Source organism: Streptomyces sp. AV19, from assembly GCF_015999245.1.
Lineage (GTDB): Bacteria > Actinomycetota > Actinomycetes > Streptomycetales > Streptomycetaceae > Streptomyces.
Map to the genome: position 1 here is coordinate 475,058 of NZ_JAEAMR010000010.1, position 19,329 is coordinate 494,386.

A 19,329-nucleotide genomic window follows, 5' to 3' on the forward strand; every position below is an offset into this window, starting at 1 on the left:
TCGCGGCCGGAGAGCAGACCGGCCACGGTGACCGCCTCCTCGTCCCCCCGCGCCCTGGGCCTGCGGGCCGCCGCGACGACCGCCGCGGGCTCGGCCCGGGCGGCCTCGCCGCCGCTGTGCACGACCAGGCCGGAGGCGGCCACCGCGCGGATCAGCTCGGCGGCCGACGGGGAAGGGGCCGCGGCGGCCGCGGACTCCCAGTCCGGCTTCTGCGCCGGGAGGGTGCCGAGCAGGCGCCCGAGCCCGTCGGCGAGGCTCTCCTCGGCCATCGCGTACCGGTCGAGGCCCAGGAGCAGCCGCACCGGCACCTCCTCGTCCTCGTCGGCCGGCTCGCGGACGGGCTCCTGGAACACCAGCACCGCGCCCTCCGCGACGGCGGCCTGCACCGCCTCGTCCGGATCGGGCACGGAGCGGCGGGCGAGCTCCCCGGCCAGCGCGGCGGACTCCAGCACCGTGTGCCCGGCCAGGGCGGCCCGCTCCAGCAGCCAGGCGACCAGGGCGCGGGCCCGCCGCTCGTCCCCGGGCCCGCACGCGGGGCCCAGCAGGGCCCGCGCGAACCCGTCGGCCTGCTCCGGGCGCACGCCCTTGACCCCCAGCAGCAGCCAGGGATCCTCGCGCAGCTCCGCCGCGGCCTGCTCGCCGAGCGCGGCGACGGCCGGCCCGGCCAGCTGCTCCGGCGCGCCCCCGGCGGCCAGCACCTGCCGCACCCCGGCCAGGACGGACTCGTCCACCGCCCGATCGACAGCCTGGGGCTGCGGCCGGCTCTCCCGCACCACGGGCTTCCGCGCGGCGGGCCGGGGCCGGGCCGGCTCGCTGAAGAACGAGTCGGCGGACCGCTCCCCGCTCTCGACGGCCCGCACGGCGGCGGCGAGCGCCTCGGCGACGGGGGAGCGCTTGCCGCTCGCGCGGGGTGCGGTGCCTTGGCCCGGGGCGGGGGGCGCCTCCGCGCCCCCGGCGGCCGGGGCCTCCGGCGCCCCGGGCCCGGCCGAAGTCCCGGCGGAGTCCGGTTCGTTGACTGGGCCCGGGGCCGCTTCCGCGCCCGGTCCGTCGGCTCCGTCCGCGGAGGTGCCGGACGCCGCCGGACCGGCGGATTCGTCCGTCTTCGCCGGGTGGCCGTCCGTCCGCCCGGCCGCCGGCGCTCCGCCTTCGGCGGGCCTTTCCGGGACGCCGGGTCCGGCCGTGCCCGGGACGTCCTCCCCGGTACCCGCCGAGGCCACGGCGGGGTCGCCGGCAGGCGCGCGCCGGTCGTCCGCCTCCTGGTCGGCGGCCTCGCCGGACGACGAGGCTCCGGCGGGCTCGCCCGCCGACGCCGGACCGCCGTCGGGGACGGCGACGGTCCAGCCCGGGGCATCCGCTCCCCGGTCGGTGACCGCGTCGGCCGCCGAGGCCCCGGCGGCCGCTACGGCCTCACTGGCCTCCGCCGTCTCCGGCACCCCCGCTGTCTCCGCCGTCTCCGGCGCTTCCGCCGTTGGAGCGTCCGCGTCGGGCGCCGGGGCCGCCCCCGCGGTGCCGGACGCGCCCGCACGGCCCGACGCGCCCGCGTCCGCCGCCAAGGCCGCAGACGCGCCCCCTTCCGCCACCGCGCCATCCTCCGTCGACGCGGGTGCGGCCTCGCCTTCGAGGCGGTCCGTGTTCACAGCTCGCTCCAGTCCTGATCGGGATAGCGGTGCACCGGGGCCGACACGTCGTCGAGCGCCCGGCAGATCTCGTCCGGAAGAGTAAGGGTCTCCACTGACAATGCCGCCCTGAGCTGGTCCGTAGTGCGCGCCCCGACGATCGGGGCCGTCACGCCCGGGCGGTCGCGGACCCAGGCGAGGGCGACCTGGAGGGTGGTCGCGGCGAGGCCGTCGGCGGCCGTGGCGACGGCGTCCACGACGCGTCGCGCGGACTCCTCCAGGTACGGGGCGACGAAGGCGGAGAGCCGCTCCGAGGCGCCGCGGGAGCCGGGCGGGGTGCCGCGGCGGTACTTGCCGGTGAGCACGCCCCGGCCCAGCGGCGAGGAGGGCAGGACGCCGACGCCCAGGTCGAGCGCGGCGGGCAGCACCTCGCGCTCGATGCCGCGCTGGAGCAGCGAGTACTCCATCTGCGTCGTGGCCAGCCGCACCCGCGCGCCGGGCGCGGCCAGCTGCCAGGTCGCGGCCTTCGCGAGCTGCCAGCCGCTGAAGCCGGCGACGCCGGCGTAGCGGGCCCGGCCGCTGGTCACGGCCAGGTCGACCGCCTGCAGCGTCTCCTCCAGCGGCGTGGCCGGGTCGAAGGCGTGGACCTGCCACAGGTCGACGTGGTCCGTGCCGAGCCGGACCAGTGACGCGTCGAGCGCGGCGAGCAGGTGGCCGCGCGAGCCGTCGGCGCGGCGGTCCGGGTCCGGGACGCTGCCCGCCTTGGTGGAGATGACCAGGTCGCGGCGGGGGACGGCGGTGTCGAGGAGCCGGCCGAGCAGGTATTCGGAGCCGCCGTCCGCGTATACGTCGGCGGTGTCGACGAGGGTCCCGCCGGCCTCGTGGAAGACCTTGAGCTGCTCGGCGGCCTCGTGCTCGTCGGTGTCCCGGCCCCAGGTGAGGGTGCCGAGCCCGATCCGGGACACCCGCAGGCCGGTGCGGCCCGCATGTCTTGGCTCCATGACGGCTGAGGGTACTGGCCCGTACCGGACGGCCGAGGGGCGGCGGACCGGTGACGTACCGCAGGCCGGCGCGCTAGAGTCCCCCGCGACGACGACGTTACTCATCGGTAGGGAGAGCGCGATGCGGCTCGGAATCAACCTCGGCTACTGGGGCGCCGGGATGGACGCGGACAACCTCGCGGTCGCCCGCGAGGCCGACCGGCTCGGCTACGCGGTCTGCTGGGCCGCCGAGGCGTACGGATCGGACGCGGCCACCGTCCTGTCCTGGGTCGCCGCGCAGACCGAGCGGATCGACGTCGGCTCGGCGATCTTCCAGATCCCCGCCCGCACGCCCGCGATGACCGCGATGACCGCCGCCACCCTCGACTCGCTCTCCGGCGGCCGCTTCCGCCTCGGTCTCGGCGTCTCGGGCCCGCAGGTCTCCGAGGGCTGGTACGGCGTCAAGTTCGACAAGCCGCTGGCCCGCACCCGCGAGTACGTGGAGATCGTCCGCAAGGCCATGTCCCGCGAGCGCCTGACCCACGAGGGCGCGCACTGGACGCTGCCGCTGCCCGGCGGCCCCGGCAAGCCCATCAAGCTGACCGTCCACCCGGTCCGCGAGCACATCCCGCTGTACATCGCCGCCATCGGCCCGAAGAACCTGGAGCAGACCGGCGAGATCGCCGACGGCGCCCTCGCCATCTTCTTCGCCCCCGAGCACGCCGAGGAGACCACGCTCGGCCCGATCCGGGCCGGCCGCGCCAAGGCGGGCAAGGGCATGGACGGCTTCGACCTCGTCCCCACCGTCCCGCTGGCCCTGGGCGACGACGTCGACGCCCTCGCGGACATCTTCCGCCCGTACACCGCCCTGTACGTCGGCGGCATGGGCAGCGCCAAGCAGAACTTCTACAACAAGCTGGCCCAGCGCATGGGTTACGAGAAGGAAGCCGCCGAGATCCAGGAGAAGTACCTCGCCGGGGACAAGAACGGCGCCGCCGCGGCCGTCCCCCGGCAGCTGATCGACCAGACCTCGCTGCTCGGCTCCGTCGAGCGGATCTCCGACCGGATGCGGGCCTACGCGGAGGCCGGGGTTACCACGCTGTCGCTGACGCCCGCCGGCTTCACGCTGGAGGAGCGGATCGCGGGTCTGCGGGCCGGTGTCGAGGCCCTGGAGCGCGCCGGGCTCGCGTGAAAGAGGGACCCCTGCGGCCGTGGTGGGGGCTCGGGGGTGTCTTCCCCGCCACGGCCGACACCGAGCACAACGCCCGTACGCCGCCGGGGTTACGTGCCGGGCGCGTCGCCCGGTGGAAGCGGTCCCGCCGCGCGCCGTCCGCCGTTCGGCGGAGCGCGCGGGCGGCCCCGGCTGGCGCCCCCTTCGCCACGGCACTTGACTGAGGTGTGCCTAAACGGAGGTGAGGGCCATGCTCACGGCCAGAAGTCTGTTCCAGGAGATCCTCGAGGACGACGCCTCGTACCGCCTGTTCTGCTCCATCGCCGCCGGCGGCGAGGCGCAGGGCGGCTGGGAGAACGGCCGCATCGCCGCCCTCGTGCCCGAACGGTTCCGCGCCCTCGCCCCCAAGATCGCCCGGCACGGCGCGGACGAGGACAAGCACGGCCGGATCTTCCTGGCCCTGCTGCGCAAGCGCGGGCTGGAACCCGTCGAGGTGCCCCCGGAGACCGACTACACCATGCTCCTCGAACGCCGGGGCATCGGCCTGCCGCACGACAAGCTGCGCCGCGACGAGCCGTTGACCGAGCGGGACGTCATCACCTACCTCGCCCACAGCCGCGTCACCGAGCAGCGGGCCGCCGAGCAGATGCGGCTGCTCGCCGCCCACTTCGGCGACCACCCCGAGATCGGCCGGGCGATCCGGATGATCTGCCACGACGAGACCAACCACCTCGCCTACTGCCACGAGGAGCTGCTGCGCCTGGCCGCCGCCGGCCACGGTCCCGCGATCCGCTCCGTGCTGCGCGAGAGCGCCCTCGCCGAGACCGAGGTCCACCGGGACGTCGGCCTCGCCGTCATGGGCCGCATGGGCCGCATCCTCGGCTGGCCGCGGGCCAAGTCGGCGGCGCTGACCGCCGGGATCCACGGGCTGCACGTCGCCGAACGCCTCGGCGGCTGGCGGCGGATGGTCAGCCTGCGCATGCCGGAGCGGCGCAACGCCCTGGGCGGCGGCGGGCCTTACGACGCGCGCGTCTGAACCTCACAGCCAGCCCTTGCGCTTGAACCACCGGTGCAGCCCGAGGACCACGCCGGCCATCAGCGCGACCACCGCCGGATACCCCCAGGGCTGCCGCAGTTCCGGCATGTGCTCGAAGTTCATCCCGTAGACCCCGGCGATCATCGTGGGGACGGCGGCCATCGCCGCCCACGCCGAGATCTTGCGCATGTCGTCGTTCTGCTGGACGCCCATCTGCGCCAGGTGGGCCGAGAGGATGTCCGAGAGCAGCCGGTCCAGCGCCTCCACGGCCTCGTTGGCCCGCGCCAGGTGGTCGCCCACGTCGCGGAAGAACGGCCGCGCCGCCTCGTCCACGAAGGGCAGCGACGTCCCGGCCAGCCGGGCCACCGGATCCGCCAGCGGCACCGTGGCCCGCCGGAACTCCACGACCTGGCGCTTGAACCCGTAGATCCGCATGGCGATGTTCCGGTTGTCCGCCCCCAGCGGCGCGAACACCTCGGTCTCCAGCTCGTTCAGGTCGTCCTGGAGCAGCGCGGCGACCTCCGTGTACTGGTCCACCACCGCGTCGCCCACCGCGTACAGCACGGCCGTCGGCCCCCGCCGCAGCAGCTCCGGTTCCTTCTCCAGCCGGATCCGCACCCCCGCGAGCGGGCTGCCCTCGCCGTGCCGGACGGTCACCACGAAGCAGTCGCCGAGGAACAGCATCAGCTCCCCGGTGGTCACGGTGTCCGCGTCGTCGTCGTACACCACGGGCTTGAGGACGACGAACAACGAGTCCGCGTACACCTCCAGCTTGGGGCGCTGGTGCGCCTTGAGGGCGTCCTCGACGGCCAGCGGATGGAGCCCGAACTCGCTGGTCACCAACGAGAACTCGTGCTCCGTCGGCTCGTGCAGGCCGACCCAGAGGAAGGCGTTCCCCTCCGCCCGCGCCAGGTCCAGCGCGTCGGAGAAGTCGGCCGGCCCCTCGGCGCGCCGGCCGTCCCGGTAGAGGGCGAAGTCCACGATCACGCGGGCATTCTCCACCTCCCGGGCGCCGGTGGCCCGTCGTAGGCTGGCACGCATGCCCACCCTGATCCTGGTCCGGCACGGCCGGTCCACCGCCAACACCGGCGGCGTGCTCGCGGGATGGACCCCCGGCGTCGCCCTCGACGAGCGCGGAACCGCCCAGGCGGCGGCCCTGCCCGGGCGGCTGCGGGACATCCCGCTGGCCGCCGCCGTCACCAGCCCCCTCCAGCGCTGCCGGGAGACCCTGGCCCCGCTGGCCGCCGCCCGGCCGGGGCTGCCGCTGCACACCGACGAGCGGATGGGCGAGTGCCACTACGGCGACTGGTCCGGCCGCAAGCTCGCCGAGCTCAACGACGAGCCGCTGATGGCCGTCGTCCAGCAGCACCCCTCCGCCGCCGCCTTCCCGGGCGGCGAGTCGATCCGCGCCATGCAGGCCCGCGCCGTCGAGGCCGTCCGCGACTGGAACGAGCGGATCGAGCGCGAGCACGGACCCGACGCCGTCTACCTGATGTGCTCCCACGGCGACCTGATCAAGTCCGTCGTCGCCGACGCCCTCGGCCTGCACCTCGACCACTTCCAGCGGATCCACGTCGACCCCTGCTCGGTCACCGCGATCCGCTACACCCGGCTGCGGCCCTACCTGTTGCGCCTGGGCGACACCGGCGAGCTCACCGGCCTCGCCCCGCACGAGGACGCGCCGGGCGCCGGGGACTCGGCGGTCGGGGGCGGTGCGGGGGCACCGTGATCGCCGTGCGCAGTAGGGTGGTGGCGCGGGCGCGCACCCCGTGCTCCCGGCCCGCACCGGACCCGTGACCGACCACCGACCAATGGAGCAGGACGTTGTCCCGTCAGGTCTTCCTCTATGATCCGCCGGACCGCTTCGTCGCCGGTACGGTCGGACTGCCGGGCCGCCGCACCTTCTTCCTCCAGGCGACCGCGGCCGGCCGCACCACCAGCGTCGCGCTGGAGAAGGCCCAGGTCGAAGCGCTGGCCGAGCGCATCGACGAGTTGCTGGACGAGGTCGTGAGGCGCACCGGCGGCAGCGCCCCGGTCCCGGCCGTCGCCCCCGCCGAACTCGCCGACACCGCGCCCCTCCAGACCCCCGTCGAGGAGGAGTTCCGGGTCGGCACCATGGCCCTGGCCTGGGACGGCGACGGCCAGCGCATGGTCGTCGAGGCCCAGGCCCTCGTCGAGCTGGAGGCCGACACCGACGAGGACCTCGCGGCGGCGGAGGAACGTCTCCTCCAGGACGAGACGAACGGCCCGCCCATGCTGCGCGTGCGCATCACCGGCACCATGGCCCGCACCTTCGCCAAGCGCGCCCTGGAGATCGTCAACGCCGGCCGCCCGCCCTGCCCGCTGTGCAGCCTGCCGCTCGACCCGGAGGGACACGTATGCCCGCGCCAGAACGGATACCGCCGCGGAGCGTGAGCCCGCAGGAGCTGCTGGCCGAGGGCGAGCTGACGGTGCGCGGCCGGATCCACGAGGCGTCCAACGCCGTCCTGTACTGCACGGTCGCGTACGAGGGCGTGAGCGCCGCCTGCGTCTACAAGCCGGTGGCCGGCGAGCGCCCGCTGTGGGACTTCCCGGACGGCACGCTGGCCCAGCGCGAGGTGGCCGCCTACGAGCTCTCCGAGGCCATGGGCTGGGGCCTGGTCCCGCCCACGGTGCTGCGCGACGGCCCGTACGGGCGGGGCATGTGCCAGCTGTGGGTCGAAGTGCCCGACAACGGCGCGCAGGAGCGGCTGCTGGCCCTGGTCGAGGGCGAGGAGCCCGGCCCCGGCTGGAAGGCCGTCGGCCTCGCGGACGTGGGGGAGGACCGCACCGCGCTGCTGGTGCACGCCGACGACGAGCGGCTGCGCCGGCTCGCCGTCCTCGACGCGGTGATCAACAACGGTGACCGCAAGGGCGGCCACCTGCTGCCCTCCGCCGACGGCCGGCTCTACGGCATCGACCACGGCGTGACCTTCAACGCGGACGACAAGCTGCGCACCCTGCTGTGGGGCTGGGCGGGCGAGCCGCTGACCGGGGAGGCCCTGGCGGCCCTGCGTCGACTTTCGGCCGATCTGGCCGAAGGGAGCCCACTGGCCGGCCGGCTGGCGGAGCTCATCACTCCGGCCGAGATCGACGCGCTGCGGGCCCGGGTCGCGGACCTCCTGCGCACCGGACGGCACAGGGAGCCCGGCGGCCAGTGGCCGGCGATCCCCTGGCCACCGGTCTGAGCGCCGGAGCGAGGACCTCCTCTTCGGAGAATCCGCCGGTCCGGTTCGTATCCGGAACGTGCGTCCGGTTACGCTCAGGACATGCATGCCTGGCCCGCTTCTGAGGTTCCCGCCCTGCCCGGCAGTGGCCGCGACCTCCGGATCCACGACACCGCGACCGGCGGACGGGTGACCCTCGTCCCCGGCCCCGTCGCCCGCCTCTACGTCTGCGGCATCACGCCCTACGACGCGACCCACATGGGGCACGCGGCGACCTACAACGCGTTCGACCTCGTGCAGCGCGTGTGGCTCGACACCAAGCGGCAGGTTCACTACGTCCAGAACGTCACCGACATCGACGACCCGCTGCTGGAGCGGGCCGCCGCCAACGGTGACGACTGGGAGGCCCTCGCCCAGCGCGAGACGGCCCTCTTCCGCGAGGACATGACCGCACTGCGGCTCCTGCCGCCCCGCCACTACGTGGGCGCGGTGGAGTCGATACCGAAGATCGTCCCGCTCGTCGAGCGGCTGCGCGACGCCGGGGCCGCCTACGAGCTCGACGGCGACGTCTACTTCTCGGTGGCCTCCGACGCCCACTTCGGCGAGGTCTCCGGCCTGGACGCCGAGGCCATGCGCCTGCTCTCCGCCGAGCGCGGCGGCGACCCGGACCGCCCGGGCAAGAAGAACCCGGTCGACCCGATGCTGTGGATGGCCGCCCGCCCGGGCGAGCCCAGCTGGGACGGCGCCTCGCTCGGCCCCGGCCGCCCCGGCTGGCACATCGAGTGCGTCGCCATCGCCCTGGAGCACTTCGGCATGGGCTTCGACGTCCAGGGCGGCGGCTCCGACCTGATCTTCCCGCACCACGAGATGGGCGCCTCGCACGCCCAGGCGCTCACCGGCGAGCACCCCTTCGCCAAGTCCTACGTGCACGCGGGCATGGTCGCGCTGCACGGCGAGAAGATGTCCAAGTCCAAGGGCAACCTGGTCTTCGTCTCGGCCCTGCGCCGCGACGGCGTGGACCCGGCCGCCATCCGCCTGGCGCTGCTGGCCCACCACTACCGCGCCGACTGGGAGTGGACCGACGCCGTCCTGGACGAGGCCGTCGAGCGCCTCGGCCGCTGGCGCGCGGCCGTCTCCCGCCCCGACGGCCCGTCCGCCGACGCCCTGCTGGCGGAGGTCCGCGAGGCGCTCGCCGACGACCTCGACGCCCCCGCCGCGCTGGCCGCCGTGGACCGCTGGGCCGCCGCCCAGACCGACGGCGGCGGTACGGACGAGGGCGCGCCCGGTCTGGTGTCCCGGACCGTGGACGCGCTGCTCGGCGTCGCGCTCTGACGCACTCCGCCTCCGGGGTGCCCGCCGCTGTCACAGCGGCGGGCACCCCTTTTCGCATCCCTTTTGTGTCTCGTCAATGGACGTGATGTCGCGCCGAGTTGACGCCGAGTTGACGGAGTATCCACTTCCGCATGTGCGTATCCGTGAAGGCCGGGGCGGATGCCGTGTGTCGCGGGCGGGCCCTGTGCTGAGGTGGGCGCCGACCGGGGAGGTCCGCTCGCCGCCCGTCGGAGGGACACAGCCATGCACCGCACCGCCACCCACCGTCCGTTCGCCCGCCGAAGACTGCTCGGCGCGGGAGCCGCGGCCGGCGCCGCGGCGGCCGTCGGGTCCCTCGCCCCCGCGGCGCGGGCCGCCGCGCCCGCCTCCTGGCCCACCCGCTTCCCGCTCCCCGACGACTTCCGGCCCGAGGGCATCGCGATCGGGCCCGGCCCCTGGGCCTGGTTCGGCTCCCGGGCGGGCTCCTCGCTCTACCGCGCCCACCTGCCCACCGGCCGCGGCACCCTGCTGCCCACCCGCATGGACGGACCCTCGCTCGGCATCAAGACCGACCGGCACGGCCGGGCCTTCGTCGCCGGCGCCCTCGCCCGCCAACTGCGGGTCGTGGACACCCGCGACGGCTCGCTCCTGGCGGTCTACGAGGTGGGCGGGCCCGGGACGCTGGTCAACGACGTCGTCCTGACCCCCGGGGCGGCCTGGTTCACCGACTCCACCAGGCCGTACGTGTACGGCGTCCCGCTGGGCCCGCGCGGCGAACTGCCGCCCGCCCGCGACGTCGTGGCGCTCCGCCTGGCGGGGGAGTGGCGGGAGGCGCCCGACGGCGGCTTCACCACCAACGGCATCTCGGTGACCCCCGACGGCCGGGCCCTGCTCGTCGTCAACGTCTTCCAGGACGGCGGCAGCCTTCTGCGCGTCGATCCGCGCACCGGGGACGCGCGCCGCGTGGACCTCGGCGGCGTCCGGCTGCCCGACGGGGACGGGGCCCTGCTCACCGGCCGCACGCTCTACGTCGTCCAGCAGGTGCAGAACGCCGTCGACGTCTTCCACCTGGACGCCGCCGGCCTGCGCGGCGTGCGGGTCACCCGCATCACCGACCCGCGCTTCCGCGTCCCCACCACCGTGGCGGCGTACGGCGACCGGCTCTACCTCCCCAACTCCCGCTTCACGGAGGAGCCGCCGCCCCGGGAGTACGACGCGGTGGCGGTGCGCCGGGTGCGCTGACGGGCCGCATATGCCGTGAACCGGCGGTAACCGTGCGGTAGTTGATCACACCTGGCCCGATTCCCTTGACCCCGGCGGACCGGACGATCAAGACTCGTCGCATACGGCCGTACTGTCCTGTCCTGCCCGGGTGTGTGCCCGGGTCGCGTTCGGAGGTCATGCCGTCATGCCCGCGTCACCGGAAGGCGCTCCCACCGGTCCCAGCCGCCGTCAGGCGCTCGGCCTGCTGGGCGGAACCGCCGCCGCCCTCGCCCTCCTCACCGCCACGGGGCCGGCCGCGCAGGCCACCCCCGTGGCGGCTCTCCCCGATCTCCCCGATCTTCCCGAGCGGGTGCGCACCCTGCTCGGCAAGCTCACCCTCGACGAGAAGATCTCCCTGGTCCACGGGGCCGCAGACCCGAAGCACACGGGCGCCGCCGGATACGTCCCCGGCGTCCCGCGCCTGGGCATCCCCGAACTGCGGCTCACCGACGGCCCGGCGGGCGTCAACCTGGCGAAGTCCGCCACCGGCCTGCCGCCCGTCTCCACCCTCGCGGCCTCCTTCAACCCCCGGCTCGCCCGCGAGTACGGCGCGGTGATGGGCCGCGAGGGCCGCGCCCTCGGCATGGACCTGATGCTCGCCCCGCAGATCGAGCTCTCCCGCACCCCGCTGTTCAGCCGCGACAAGGACCAGTCCGGCGAGGACCCGTACCTCAACGGCGTCATCGGCGCCGCCCAGGTCGAGGGGATCCAGGCGCAGGGCATGCTCGCCCAGGCCAAGCACTTCCTCGCCAACAACCAGGTCCTGGGCCAGACCGGCGACTGGACCACCGGCGAGGGCGCCTACGACTTCCGCGTCGACGACCGCACCCTGCACGAGATCTACCTGCCCGCCTGGGAGACCGTCGTCCGCGCGGGCGTCGCCTCCGTCATGGCCGCCTACAACCACCTCAACGGCCCCTGGAACAGCGACAGCAGAGCCACCCTCACCGGCGTCCTCCGCGGCGAACTCGGCTTCGAGGGCTTCGTCACCTCCGACTGGGGCGCCACCCACGCCGTCTCGATCGAGGCGGGCCTGGACATGGAGATGCCCGACGGCTCGTACTTCGGCGACAAGCTGAAGGCGGCGCTCGCGGACGGCTCCGTCCCGCAGGCCGCGCTCGATGTGGCCGTCGGCCGCGTCCTCGGCCGCTACGACGCGCTCGGGCTGCTGGACGGCTCCCGCGTCCCCGCCCCCTCCTCGGTCGACGTCGAGGCGGGCGCCAAGGTGGCCCGCGAGGTGGCCGTCCAGGGCGCGGTCCTGCTCGCCAACTCGGGATCCCTGCCGCTGAGCCGGGACGCCCTCGCCGGCCTCGCCCTCATCGGGCCGAGCGCCGCCCAGGTCCTGGTCTCGGCGGGCGGCGAGCGCGCGTACGGCTTCGAGGACCGGCTGGTCGGCCCGCTGGACGCGCTCAAGCGCACGGCGGGCGGCGCGGCGAAGGTCCGGTACGCGGTCGGCAACGACCTCACCGGCACGGCCGTGCCCGCCTCCGCGCTCCCCGGCGGCCTGAGCCGCGCGGGATCCACCGACACGACCCTCGACTTCACCGGCGACAAAGCGCTCCCCACCGGCTCCAGTCACACCTGGACGGGCGTCCTGCGCCCGACGACGACCGGTGACCACCTGCTGGCCGTCCAGGGCTGGGGAGCGTCCCTCTCGCTGTCGCTGGACGGCACCGAGCTGGTCACCGCGGCCGCCCCGCGCGACAAGTTCGTCCGCAAGTGGGCCACCGTCCTGCCGACCACGGACGGCCTCGACAACGGCCGTACGACGATCAGGCTGACGGCCGGCCGCGACTACAGGATCAAGGTCACGGCCGAGGGCTGGGCGGCGGGCGTCGCGGGCCGGGGGCCGGTGCAGGTCCGCCTCGCCTGGGTCACCCCCGACCAGCGCGCCGCGAACGTCCGCGAAGCCGCCGCCCTGGCACGCTCCGCGCACACCCCGGTCGTCTTCGCCTGGAACGGCTCCGGCGGATCGATCGGCAGCGCCGACGACTTCACGTCGCTCTCCCTGCCGAACTTCCAGGACGACCTGATCGCCGCGGTGGCCGCCGCCAACCCGCGGACGATCGTGGTCCTCAACACGGGCGGCCCGGTGGCCATGCCGTGGCGGGGCGCCGTGGGAACGGTCCTGCACGCCGGGTACGTCGGCCAGGAAGGCGGCTGGGCCACCGCCGACCTGCTCCTCGGCCGCGCCGACCCCGGCGGCCGGCTCGTCGTCACGCACCCGGAGAAGCTCACCGACCACCCGGTCCACGACCCGGCCCACCCCGAGCGCTACCAGGGCGTCGACAAGGTCGTGACCTACAGCGAGGGCGTCTTCACCGGCTACCGCGGCTTCGACAAGGCCGGCACGGAGCCCCTCTTCCCGTTCGGCCACGGCCTGTCGTACACGAAGTTCGCCTACGACAAGCTCGAAGTCCGCGCGGACGGCGGTGGTTACGCCGCGGCCTTCACCGTCACGAACACCGGCGACCGCGCGGGCGCCGACGTCCCGCAGGTCTACCTGGGCCCGCCCGCCAAGTCCCCGGTGGAGCTGCCGCTTCGCGCCCTTGTGGGCTTCGAGCGCGTCGAGCTGAAGCCGGGGGAGTCGCGCCGGGTGACGGTACGGATCACCGAGCGGCAGCTGTCGTACTGGGACGCGGCGCGCGGCGGCTGGGCACGGACGGAGGGGGCGCGGCCGGTGTACGTGGGGGCGTCGTCGAGGGACGTCCGGCTGACGGGCAGCGCGGGCTGAAATTCAGCCCGTCCGGGGGTGCCCCCTCCGGGGGAGTTCGAGGACTGGGGGTACCCCCTCTGGGGGAGCCCGGAGGGCGCTTCGGGGTCCGGGGCGGAGCCCCGGGGAAACGGTGAAAGGGTGGGGCCGGGGCAAACTCCCCGCCCCCCCCCCCCCCCCCCCAGGGGGGGGCCCCCCCCCCCCGGCCCCGGCGGGCCCCCCCGGCAAAACCCCCCCCATGGGAAAAACCCAAGGAACCCCCCCGCACCCCCCCCCCGGGGCCCCGACCCGTCCAGGGGGCGCAGCCCCCGGTCAACGCGGCGCAGCCGCGTTACGGGCCCGGGGCCTGCCCCGGAAGAAACGGTGAAAGGGCGGGCCGGGGGCAGGCAAACCCCCAGCCCCCGACTACCGCGCGTTGAAGTACTTCGCCTCCGGGTGATGGATCACGATCGCATCCGTCGACTGCTCGGGGTGCAGCTGGAATTCTTCCGAGAGCTGGACACCGATCCGCTCCGGACGCAGCAGCTCCGCGATCTTCGCGCGGTCCTCCAGGTTCGGGCACGCCCCGTACCCGAGGGAGAAGCGGGCGCCCCGGTACTTGAGGTCGAACATGTCCTCCACCCGGTCCGGGTCCTCCCCGGCGAAGCCGAGCTCGGAGCGCACCCGCGCGTGCCAGTACTCGGCGAGGGCCTCGGCCAGCTGGACGGACAGGCCGTGCAGTTCCAGGTAGTCCCGGTAGGCGTCCGCCGCGAACAGCTTCGCCGTCGCCTCGCCGATCTTCGAGCCGATCGTGACGACCTGCAGCCCGACCACGTCCCGCTCGCCGGACTCCTCCGGGCGGAAGAAGTCCGCCAGGCACAGCCGCCGCCCCCGCCGCTGCCGCGGGAACGTGAAGCGCGTGCGCTCGCTGCCGTCGTCGTGCAGGAGGATCAGGTCGTCCCCCTTGGAGTAGCAGGGGAAGTAGCCGTAGACGACGGCGGCTTCCAGCAGATTGTCCGTGTGGAGCTTCTCCAGCAGGCCCCGCAGCCGCGGCCGGCCCTCGCTCTCCACCAGTTCCTCGTACGTCGGGCCGCCGTCCCGGGCCTGCTTCAGCCCCCACTGGCCCTTGAAGAGCGCGCCCTCGTCCAGCCAGGACGCGTAGTCCTTGAGCCCGATCCCCTTGATCACCCGCGTGCCCCAGAACGGCGGCTCGGGGACGGGGTTGTCGACGGAGACGTCCGAGCGGACCGAGCCCTCCGGCTCCCGCTCCTCCTCCACCACGACGGTCGCCGCCGTCCTGGCCACCCGCCGCTGCTTGAGCTCGGGGAGCGTCGCGCCGGGTACGCCGCGCTTGACGGCGATCAGCGCGTCCATCAGCTTCAGGCCCTCGAACGCGTCGCGCGCGTACCGGACTTCGCCCTCGTAGATCTCGTGGAGGTCCTGCTCGACGTAGGCGCGGGTCAGGGCGGCCCCGCCGAGGATGACCGGGTAGCTGGCCGCCAGCTTGCGCTGGTTGAGCTCCTCCAGGTTCTCCTTCATGATCACCGTGGACTTCACCAGCAGCCCGGACATCCCGATGACGTCCGCCCGGTGTTCCTCCGCCGCCTCCAGGATGGCCGAGACCGGCTGCTTGATGCCCAGGTTCACCACGGTGTAGCCGTTGTTGGAGAGGATGATGTCGACGAGGTTCTTGCCGATGTCGTGGACGTCGCCGCGGACCGTCGCGAGCACGATCGTGCCCTTGCCCTCCGCGTCGCTCTTCTCCATGTGCGGCTCGAGGTGGGCCACCGCGTTCTTCATCACCTCGGCGGACTGCAGCACGAACGGCAGCTGCATCTGCCCGGAGCCGAAGAGCTCGCCGACGACCTTCATGCCCTCCAGCAGCGTGTCGTTGACGATGTCCAGCGCCGGGCGCTCGGTCAGGGCCGCATCGAGGTCGGCCTCCAGGCCGTTCCGCTCGCCGTCGATGATCCGCCGCCGCAGCCGCTCCTCCAGCGGCAGGGCCAGCAGTTCCTCCGCCTTGCCCGCCTTGAGCGACTTGGCCGTCGCTCCCTCGAAGAGCTCCAGCAGCCGCTGCAGCGGGTCGTAGCCCTCCCGCCGCCGGTCGTGGATCAGGTCCAGGGCGACCTGGACCTGCTCCTCCTCCAGCCGGGCGATCGGCAGGATCTTCGACGCGTGCACGATCGCCGAGTCGAGGCCGGCCTTGACGCATTCGTCGAGGAAGACGGAGTTCAGGACGATCCGGGCGGCCGGGTTCAGGCCGAAGGAGATGTTGGAGAGGCCCAGCGTGGTCTGGACGTCCGGGTGCCGGCGCTTGAGCTCACGGATGGCCTCGATCGTGTGGATCCCGTCCTTGCGGGACTCCTCCTGCCCGGTGCAGATCGTGAACGTCAACGTGTCGATGAGGATGTCGCACTCGCGTATTCCCCACTTCTCTGTCAGGTCCGCGATGAGCCGCTCCGCGATCTCGACCTTCTTCTCCGAGGTACGGGCCTGGCCCTCCTCGTCGATGGTCAGCGCCATCAGCGCGGCGCCGTGCTCCCGCGCCAGCGCCGCCACCTTCGAGAACCGCGACTCGGGGCCGTCCCCGTCCTCGAAGTTCACCGAGTTGATGACCGCGCGGCCGCCGAGCTTCTCCAACCCGGCCCGGATCACCGGCACTTCGGTCGAGTCGAGGACGACGGGAAGCGTGGACGCGGTCGCGAACCGGCCCGCCAGCTCCTCCATGTCGGCCACGCCGTCGCGCCCGACGTAGTCCACGCACAGGTCCAGCATGTGCGCGCCCTCGCGGATCTGGTCCCGGGCGATCTCCACGCAGTCGTCCCAGCGGCCCTCCAGCATGGCCTCGCGGAACTTCTTCGACCCGTTGGCGTTCGTCCGCTCACCGATGGCCAGGTACGAGGTGTCCTGACGGAACGGCACCGACTGGTAGAGCGACGCCGCGCCCGGCTCCGGACGCGGCTCCCGCGCCACCGGCTCCAGCCCCCGTACCCGCTCGACCACCTGCCGCAGGTGCTCGGGCGTCGTACCGCAGCAGCCGCCCACCAGCGACAGCCCGTACTCGCGGACGAACGTCTCCTGGGCGTCGGCGAGTTCGGCCGGGGTCAGCGGGTAGTGGGCGCCGTCCTTGCCCAGCACCGGCAGACCGGCGTTCGGCATGCAGGACAGGCCGATGCGGGCGTGCCGGGAGAGGTAGCGCAGGTGCTCGCTCATCTCGGAGGGGCCGGTGGCGCAGTTGAGGCCGATCATGTCGATGCCGAGCGGCTCCAGCGCCGTCAGGGCCGCGCCGATCTCCGAGCCGAGCAGCATGGTGCCGGTGGTCTCCACGGTCACCGAGACGACCAGCGGCAGGTCCTGCCCGGTCGCCTCCAGGGCGCGGCGGGCGCCCAGGACGGACGCCTTGGTCTGGAGCAGGTCCTGGGTGGTCTCGACGAGCAGCGCGTCGGCGCCGCCGGAGATGAGGCCCTCGGCGTTGGCCTGGTAGGCGTCGCGCAGCACGGCGTAGGCGGCGTGGCCGAGGGTGGGGAGCTTGGTGCCCGGGCCGATGGAGCCCAGGACCCAGCGCGTGCGGCCGTCCCCGGCGGTGAAGGAGTCGGCGGTCTCGCGGGCCACGCGGGCGCCGGCCTCGGAGAGTTCGAAGACGCGGTCGGCGATGTCGTATTCGCCGAGTGCCGCGTGGTTGGCGCCGAAGGTGTTGGTCTCCACGCAGTCCACGCCCACCGCGAAGTACGCCTCGTGGACGGAGCGGACGATGTCGGGACGGGTGACGTTCAGGACCTCGTTGCAGCCCTCCAGCTGCTGGAAGTCCTCCAGGCTCGGGTCCTGAGCCTGGAGCATGGTGCCCATGGCCCCATCGGCGACGACGACTCGGGAGGCGAGAGCCTCCCGGAGCCGGTCGGAGCGGGAAGAACTGACGGTCAATGGCTTCGAGGCCATGGGTGCTCCCGTGGTTGCGACGGCTGTCGGCTTTGCGCCCTCCTGGAGAGGGCGCACGCGGCAAGCGTAGCCGCAGTACCCGTTCGGCGCAGGGGGCGTCCCACGCCCCGGACAGGGGGACGGGGCGGCGCACGCCCGGCGGACGACCGTCCGGTACGCGGTCCGGCGCACGCCCAGCGATCATGATCACGCCACGTCGGCTATCCCCCGGTCGGCATGGGCCGATAGTGTTCAGCAATGCCGAACAGCACGACGGCATGATGGAGAACGGCACGGCGGAGGTTGCCCGATGGCACGGACCATCCAGTCGCTCGAACGGGCGGCGGCGATGCTGCGGTTGCTCGCGGGCGGCGAGCGACGGCTGGGGCTGTCCGACGTCGCCTCCGCGCTGGGGCTCGCCAAGGGCACCGCGCACGGCATCCTGCGCACCCTCCAGCAGGAGGGCTTCGTCGAGCAGGACCCGGCCTCCGGCCGCTACCAGCTGGGCGCCGAACTGCTGCGGCTGGGCAACAGCTACCTGGACGTGCACGAGCTGCGCGCCCGCGCCCTGGTCTGGGCGGACGACCTGGCCCGCGCCAGCGGCGAGAGCGTCCACCTCGGCGTCCTCCACCAGCAGGGCGTCCTGATCATCCACCACGTCTTCCGGCCGGACGACAGCCGGCAGGTGCTGGAGGTCGGCGCGATGCAGCCGCTGCACAGCACCGCCCTCGGCAAGGTGCTCTGCGCCTACGACCCGGTCGCGCACAGCCAGCTGGCCGAAACCGCCCCCGAGGCGTTCACCGACCGCACGGTGACCGACCTGGCCGAACTGGAGGGCGCCCTGGACCTGATCCGCGCCCGGGGCTGGGCGTCGGACGTCGAGGAGACCTGGGCGGGCCTCGCGTCCGTGGCCGCCCCCATCCACGACCGCCGGCGGATGCCCGTCGGCGCCGTCGGCATCACCGGCGCCGTGGAGCGCGTCTGCGCGGACGGCGAGCTGCGGGCCCAGCTGGTGGCGGCCGTACGGGACTGCGCCCGCGCCGTCTCGCGGGACCTGGGCGCCGGGCGGTTCTGACGGTCCGGGAGGGGCTCCTCGGGAGGGGCGCCCGAGACCACCTCGTTACCGACCGGTATCCGAACGTAGATTTCCGGCCAAATGGCCAGGAGTTTCCGGTCACACAACCCTTGACGTGCTCTTAACCGTGCAGAAAACTGCCGTGCATCGGTCGGCATTGTCGAACACCTACCGACAATATTCGCTATGGTGTGCAGTGCCACGGGACCGATCACCGCCCTCACGGAGGGCGCGGACCACCGGATGGACCCGGGGTTCGCCTTCCCCTGGACGAAGGACAAAGGAGTCGCGGGTGTCCAGCTCCGACATCTTCATCAGCGAGACCGTGGGTACCGCTGTCTTGATTCTGCTCGGCGGCGGCGTGTGTGCCGCTGTCACGCTGAAGCGCTCGAAGGCGCTCAACGCGGGCTGGGTCGCCATCACGTTCGGTTGGGGGTTCGCCGTACTGACGGGCGCGTACATCGCCGCCCCGTCCGGCGCGCACCTCAACCCGGCCGTCACCCTCGGTCTCGCCATCGACGGCGGCACCAAGTGGGGTGACGTCCCGGTCTACATCGGCTCCCAGATGCTCGGCGCCATGATCGGTGCCGCGCTGGTGTGGCTCAGCTACTACGGGCAGTTCCGGGCGCACCTCACCGACCCGGAGCTGGTCGCGAAGCTGGACGAGGAGGGCCTGGTCGACCGGTCCGCCGCCCCCAAGGCCGGTCCCGTGCTCGGTGTCTTCTCCACCGGCCCCGAGGTCCGCAACGTCGTGCAGAACCTGGCCACCGAGATCATCGCCACCACGGTGCTGGTCCTGGCCATCCTGAACCTCGGCCTGACCAAGGGCCTCGCCGTCAGCGGCACCGGCACCCTGATCGTCGCGCTCGTCGTCGTCGGCGTCGGCCTCTCGCTCGGCGGCCCGACCGGTTACGCGATCAACCCCGCGCGCGACCTCGGTCCCCGTATCGTGCACGCGCTGCTGCCCTTGCCCAACAAGGGCGGATCGGACTGGAGCTACGCCTGGATCCCGGTCGTCGGCCCGCTCGTCGGCGCCGCCCTGGCCGCAGGCATCCACCAGGCCTTCTGACGCACGTACGACAGCC

The 19,329-nt window shown here is 73.8% G+C and carries 14 protein-coding genes; 10 read left to right on the forward strand and 4 right to left on the reverse strand.

What is annotated here, in order from left to right:
* A partial coding sequence (locus I5Q34_RS20605) for a helix-hairpin-helix domain-containing protein (RefSeq protein WP_307811702.1) occupies nt 1-1,637 on the reverse strand: 1,637 nt, incomplete at its 3' end.
* The gene (locus I5Q34_RS20610) at nt 1,634-2,617 is read right to left on the reverse strand and encodes an aldo/keto reductase (RefSeq protein WP_199893788.1); all 984 of its coding nucleotides are present in this window, start codon (nt 2,615-2,617) and stop codon (nt 1,634-1,636) included. The genes I5Q34_RS20605 and I5Q34_RS20610, both read right to left, overlap by 4 nt.
* Before the next feature lie 121 nt (nt 2,618-2,738).
* On the opposite strand from I5Q34_RS20610, the gene I5Q34_RS20615 reads away from it, so the two are divergent.
* The gene (locus I5Q34_RS20615) at nt 2,739-3,788 is read left to right on the forward strand and encodes an LLM class F420-dependent oxidoreductase (protein WP_199893789.1); all 1,050 of its coding nucleotides are present in this window, start codon (nt 2,739-2,741) and stop codon (nt 3,786-3,788) included.
* Nucleotides 3,789-4,017: 229 nt separating this feature from the next.
* Nucleotides 4,018-4,803: a ferritin-like domain-containing protein gene (locus tag I5Q34_RS20620; protein WP_199893790.1), complete on the forward strand. Its 786-nt coding sequence runs from the start codon at nt 4,018-4,020 to the stop codon at nt 4,801-4,803.
* 3 nt (nt 4,804-4,806) lie between these two features.
* Here the strand turns inward: I5Q34_RS20620 and corA are convergent, their stop codons facing one another.
* Nucleotides 4,807-5,844 carry a magnesium/cobalt transporter CorA gene (corA, locus tag I5Q34_RS20625; protein ID WP_199893791.1) on the reverse strand — a complete coding sequence of 346 codons (1,038 nt, stop codon included), beginning with the start codon at nt 5,842-5,844 and terminating at the stop codon, nt 4,807-4,809.
* Here corA and I5Q34_RS20630 point away from each other — a divergent pair.
* The 6 genes from I5Q34_RS20630 to I5Q34_RS20655 all read left to right on the forward strand — a co-directional run bounded on the left by I5Q34_RS20630 (nt 5,843) and on the right by I5Q34_RS20655 (nt 13,296).
* Nucleotides 5,843-6,532, forward strand: a complete 690-nt coding sequence (locus I5Q34_RS20630; protein ID WP_199893792.1) for a histidine phosphatase family protein — start codon at nt 5,843-5,845, stop codon at nt 6,530-6,532. The genes corA and I5Q34_RS20630 overlap by 2 nt on opposite strands.
* A 95-nt stretch (nt 6,533-6,627) precedes the next feature.
* Nucleotides 6,628-7,218 carry a DUF3090 domain-containing protein gene (locus I5Q34_RS20635; RefSeq protein ID WP_199893793.1) on the forward strand — a complete coding sequence of 197 codons (591 nt, stop codon included), beginning with the start codon at nt 6,628-6,630 and terminating at the stop codon, nt 7,216-7,218.
* Complete coding sequence (locus I5Q34_RS20640) at nt 7,182-8,009, forward strand: SCO1664 family protein (RefSeq protein ID WP_199893794.1); 828 nt, start codon at nt 7,182-7,184, stop codon at nt 8,007-8,009. Before I5Q34_RS20635 ends, I5Q34_RS20640 begins: the two co-directional genes overlap by 37 nt.
* Before the next feature lie 81 nt (nt 8,010-8,090).
* Nucleotides 8,091-9,320: a cysteine--1-D-myo-inosityl 2-amino-2-deoxy-alpha-D-glucopyranoside ligase gene (gene mshC / locus I5Q34_RS20645; protein ID WP_199893795.1), complete on the forward strand. Its 1,230-nt coding sequence runs from the start codon at nt 8,091-8,093 to the stop codon at nt 9,318-9,320.
* A gap of 243 nt (nt 9,321-9,563) precedes the next feature.
* The gene (locus I5Q34_RS20650; RefSeq protein WP_199893796.1) at nt 9,564-10,541 is read left to right on the forward strand and encodes an SMP-30/gluconolactonase/LRE family protein; all 978 of its coding nucleotides are present in this window, start codon (nt 9,564-9,566) and stop codon (nt 10,539-10,541) included.
* Between the two features lie 166 nt (nt 10,542-10,707).
* Complete coding sequence (locus I5Q34_RS20655; RefSeq protein WP_199893797.1) at nt 10,708-13,296, forward strand: glycoside hydrolase family 3 protein; 2,589 nt, start codon at nt 10,708-10,710, stop codon at nt 13,294-13,296.
* A 384-nt stretch (nt 13,297-13,680) separates the two neighbouring features.
* Here I5Q34_RS20655 and metH read toward each other — a convergent pair whose 3' ends face one another.
* Nucleotides 13,681-17,190, reverse strand: coding sequence for a methionine synthase (metH, locus tag I5Q34_RS20660; RefSeq protein ID WP_199893798.1), 3,510 nt, complete (start codon nt 17,188-17,190; stop codon nt 13,681-13,683).
* A 289-nt stretch (nt 17,191-17,479) separates the two neighbouring features.
* Between metH and I5Q34_RS20665 the strand changes: the two genes are divergently transcribed.
* On the forward strand, nt 17,480-18,244 hold the full coding sequence (locus I5Q34_RS20665) for an IclR family transcriptional regulator (protein WP_199893799.1): 765 nt from the start codon (nt 17,480-17,482) through the stop codon (nt 18,242-18,244).
* 292 nt (nt 18,245-18,536) lie between these two features.
* Nucleotides 18,537-19,313 (forward strand): MIP/aquaporin family protein, encoded by a 777-nt coding sequence (locus I5Q34_RS20670; protein WP_199893800.1) that lies wholly within the window; start codon nt 18,537-18,539, stop codon nt 19,311-19,313.
* Nucleotides 19,314-19,329: the final 16 nt, after the last annotated feature.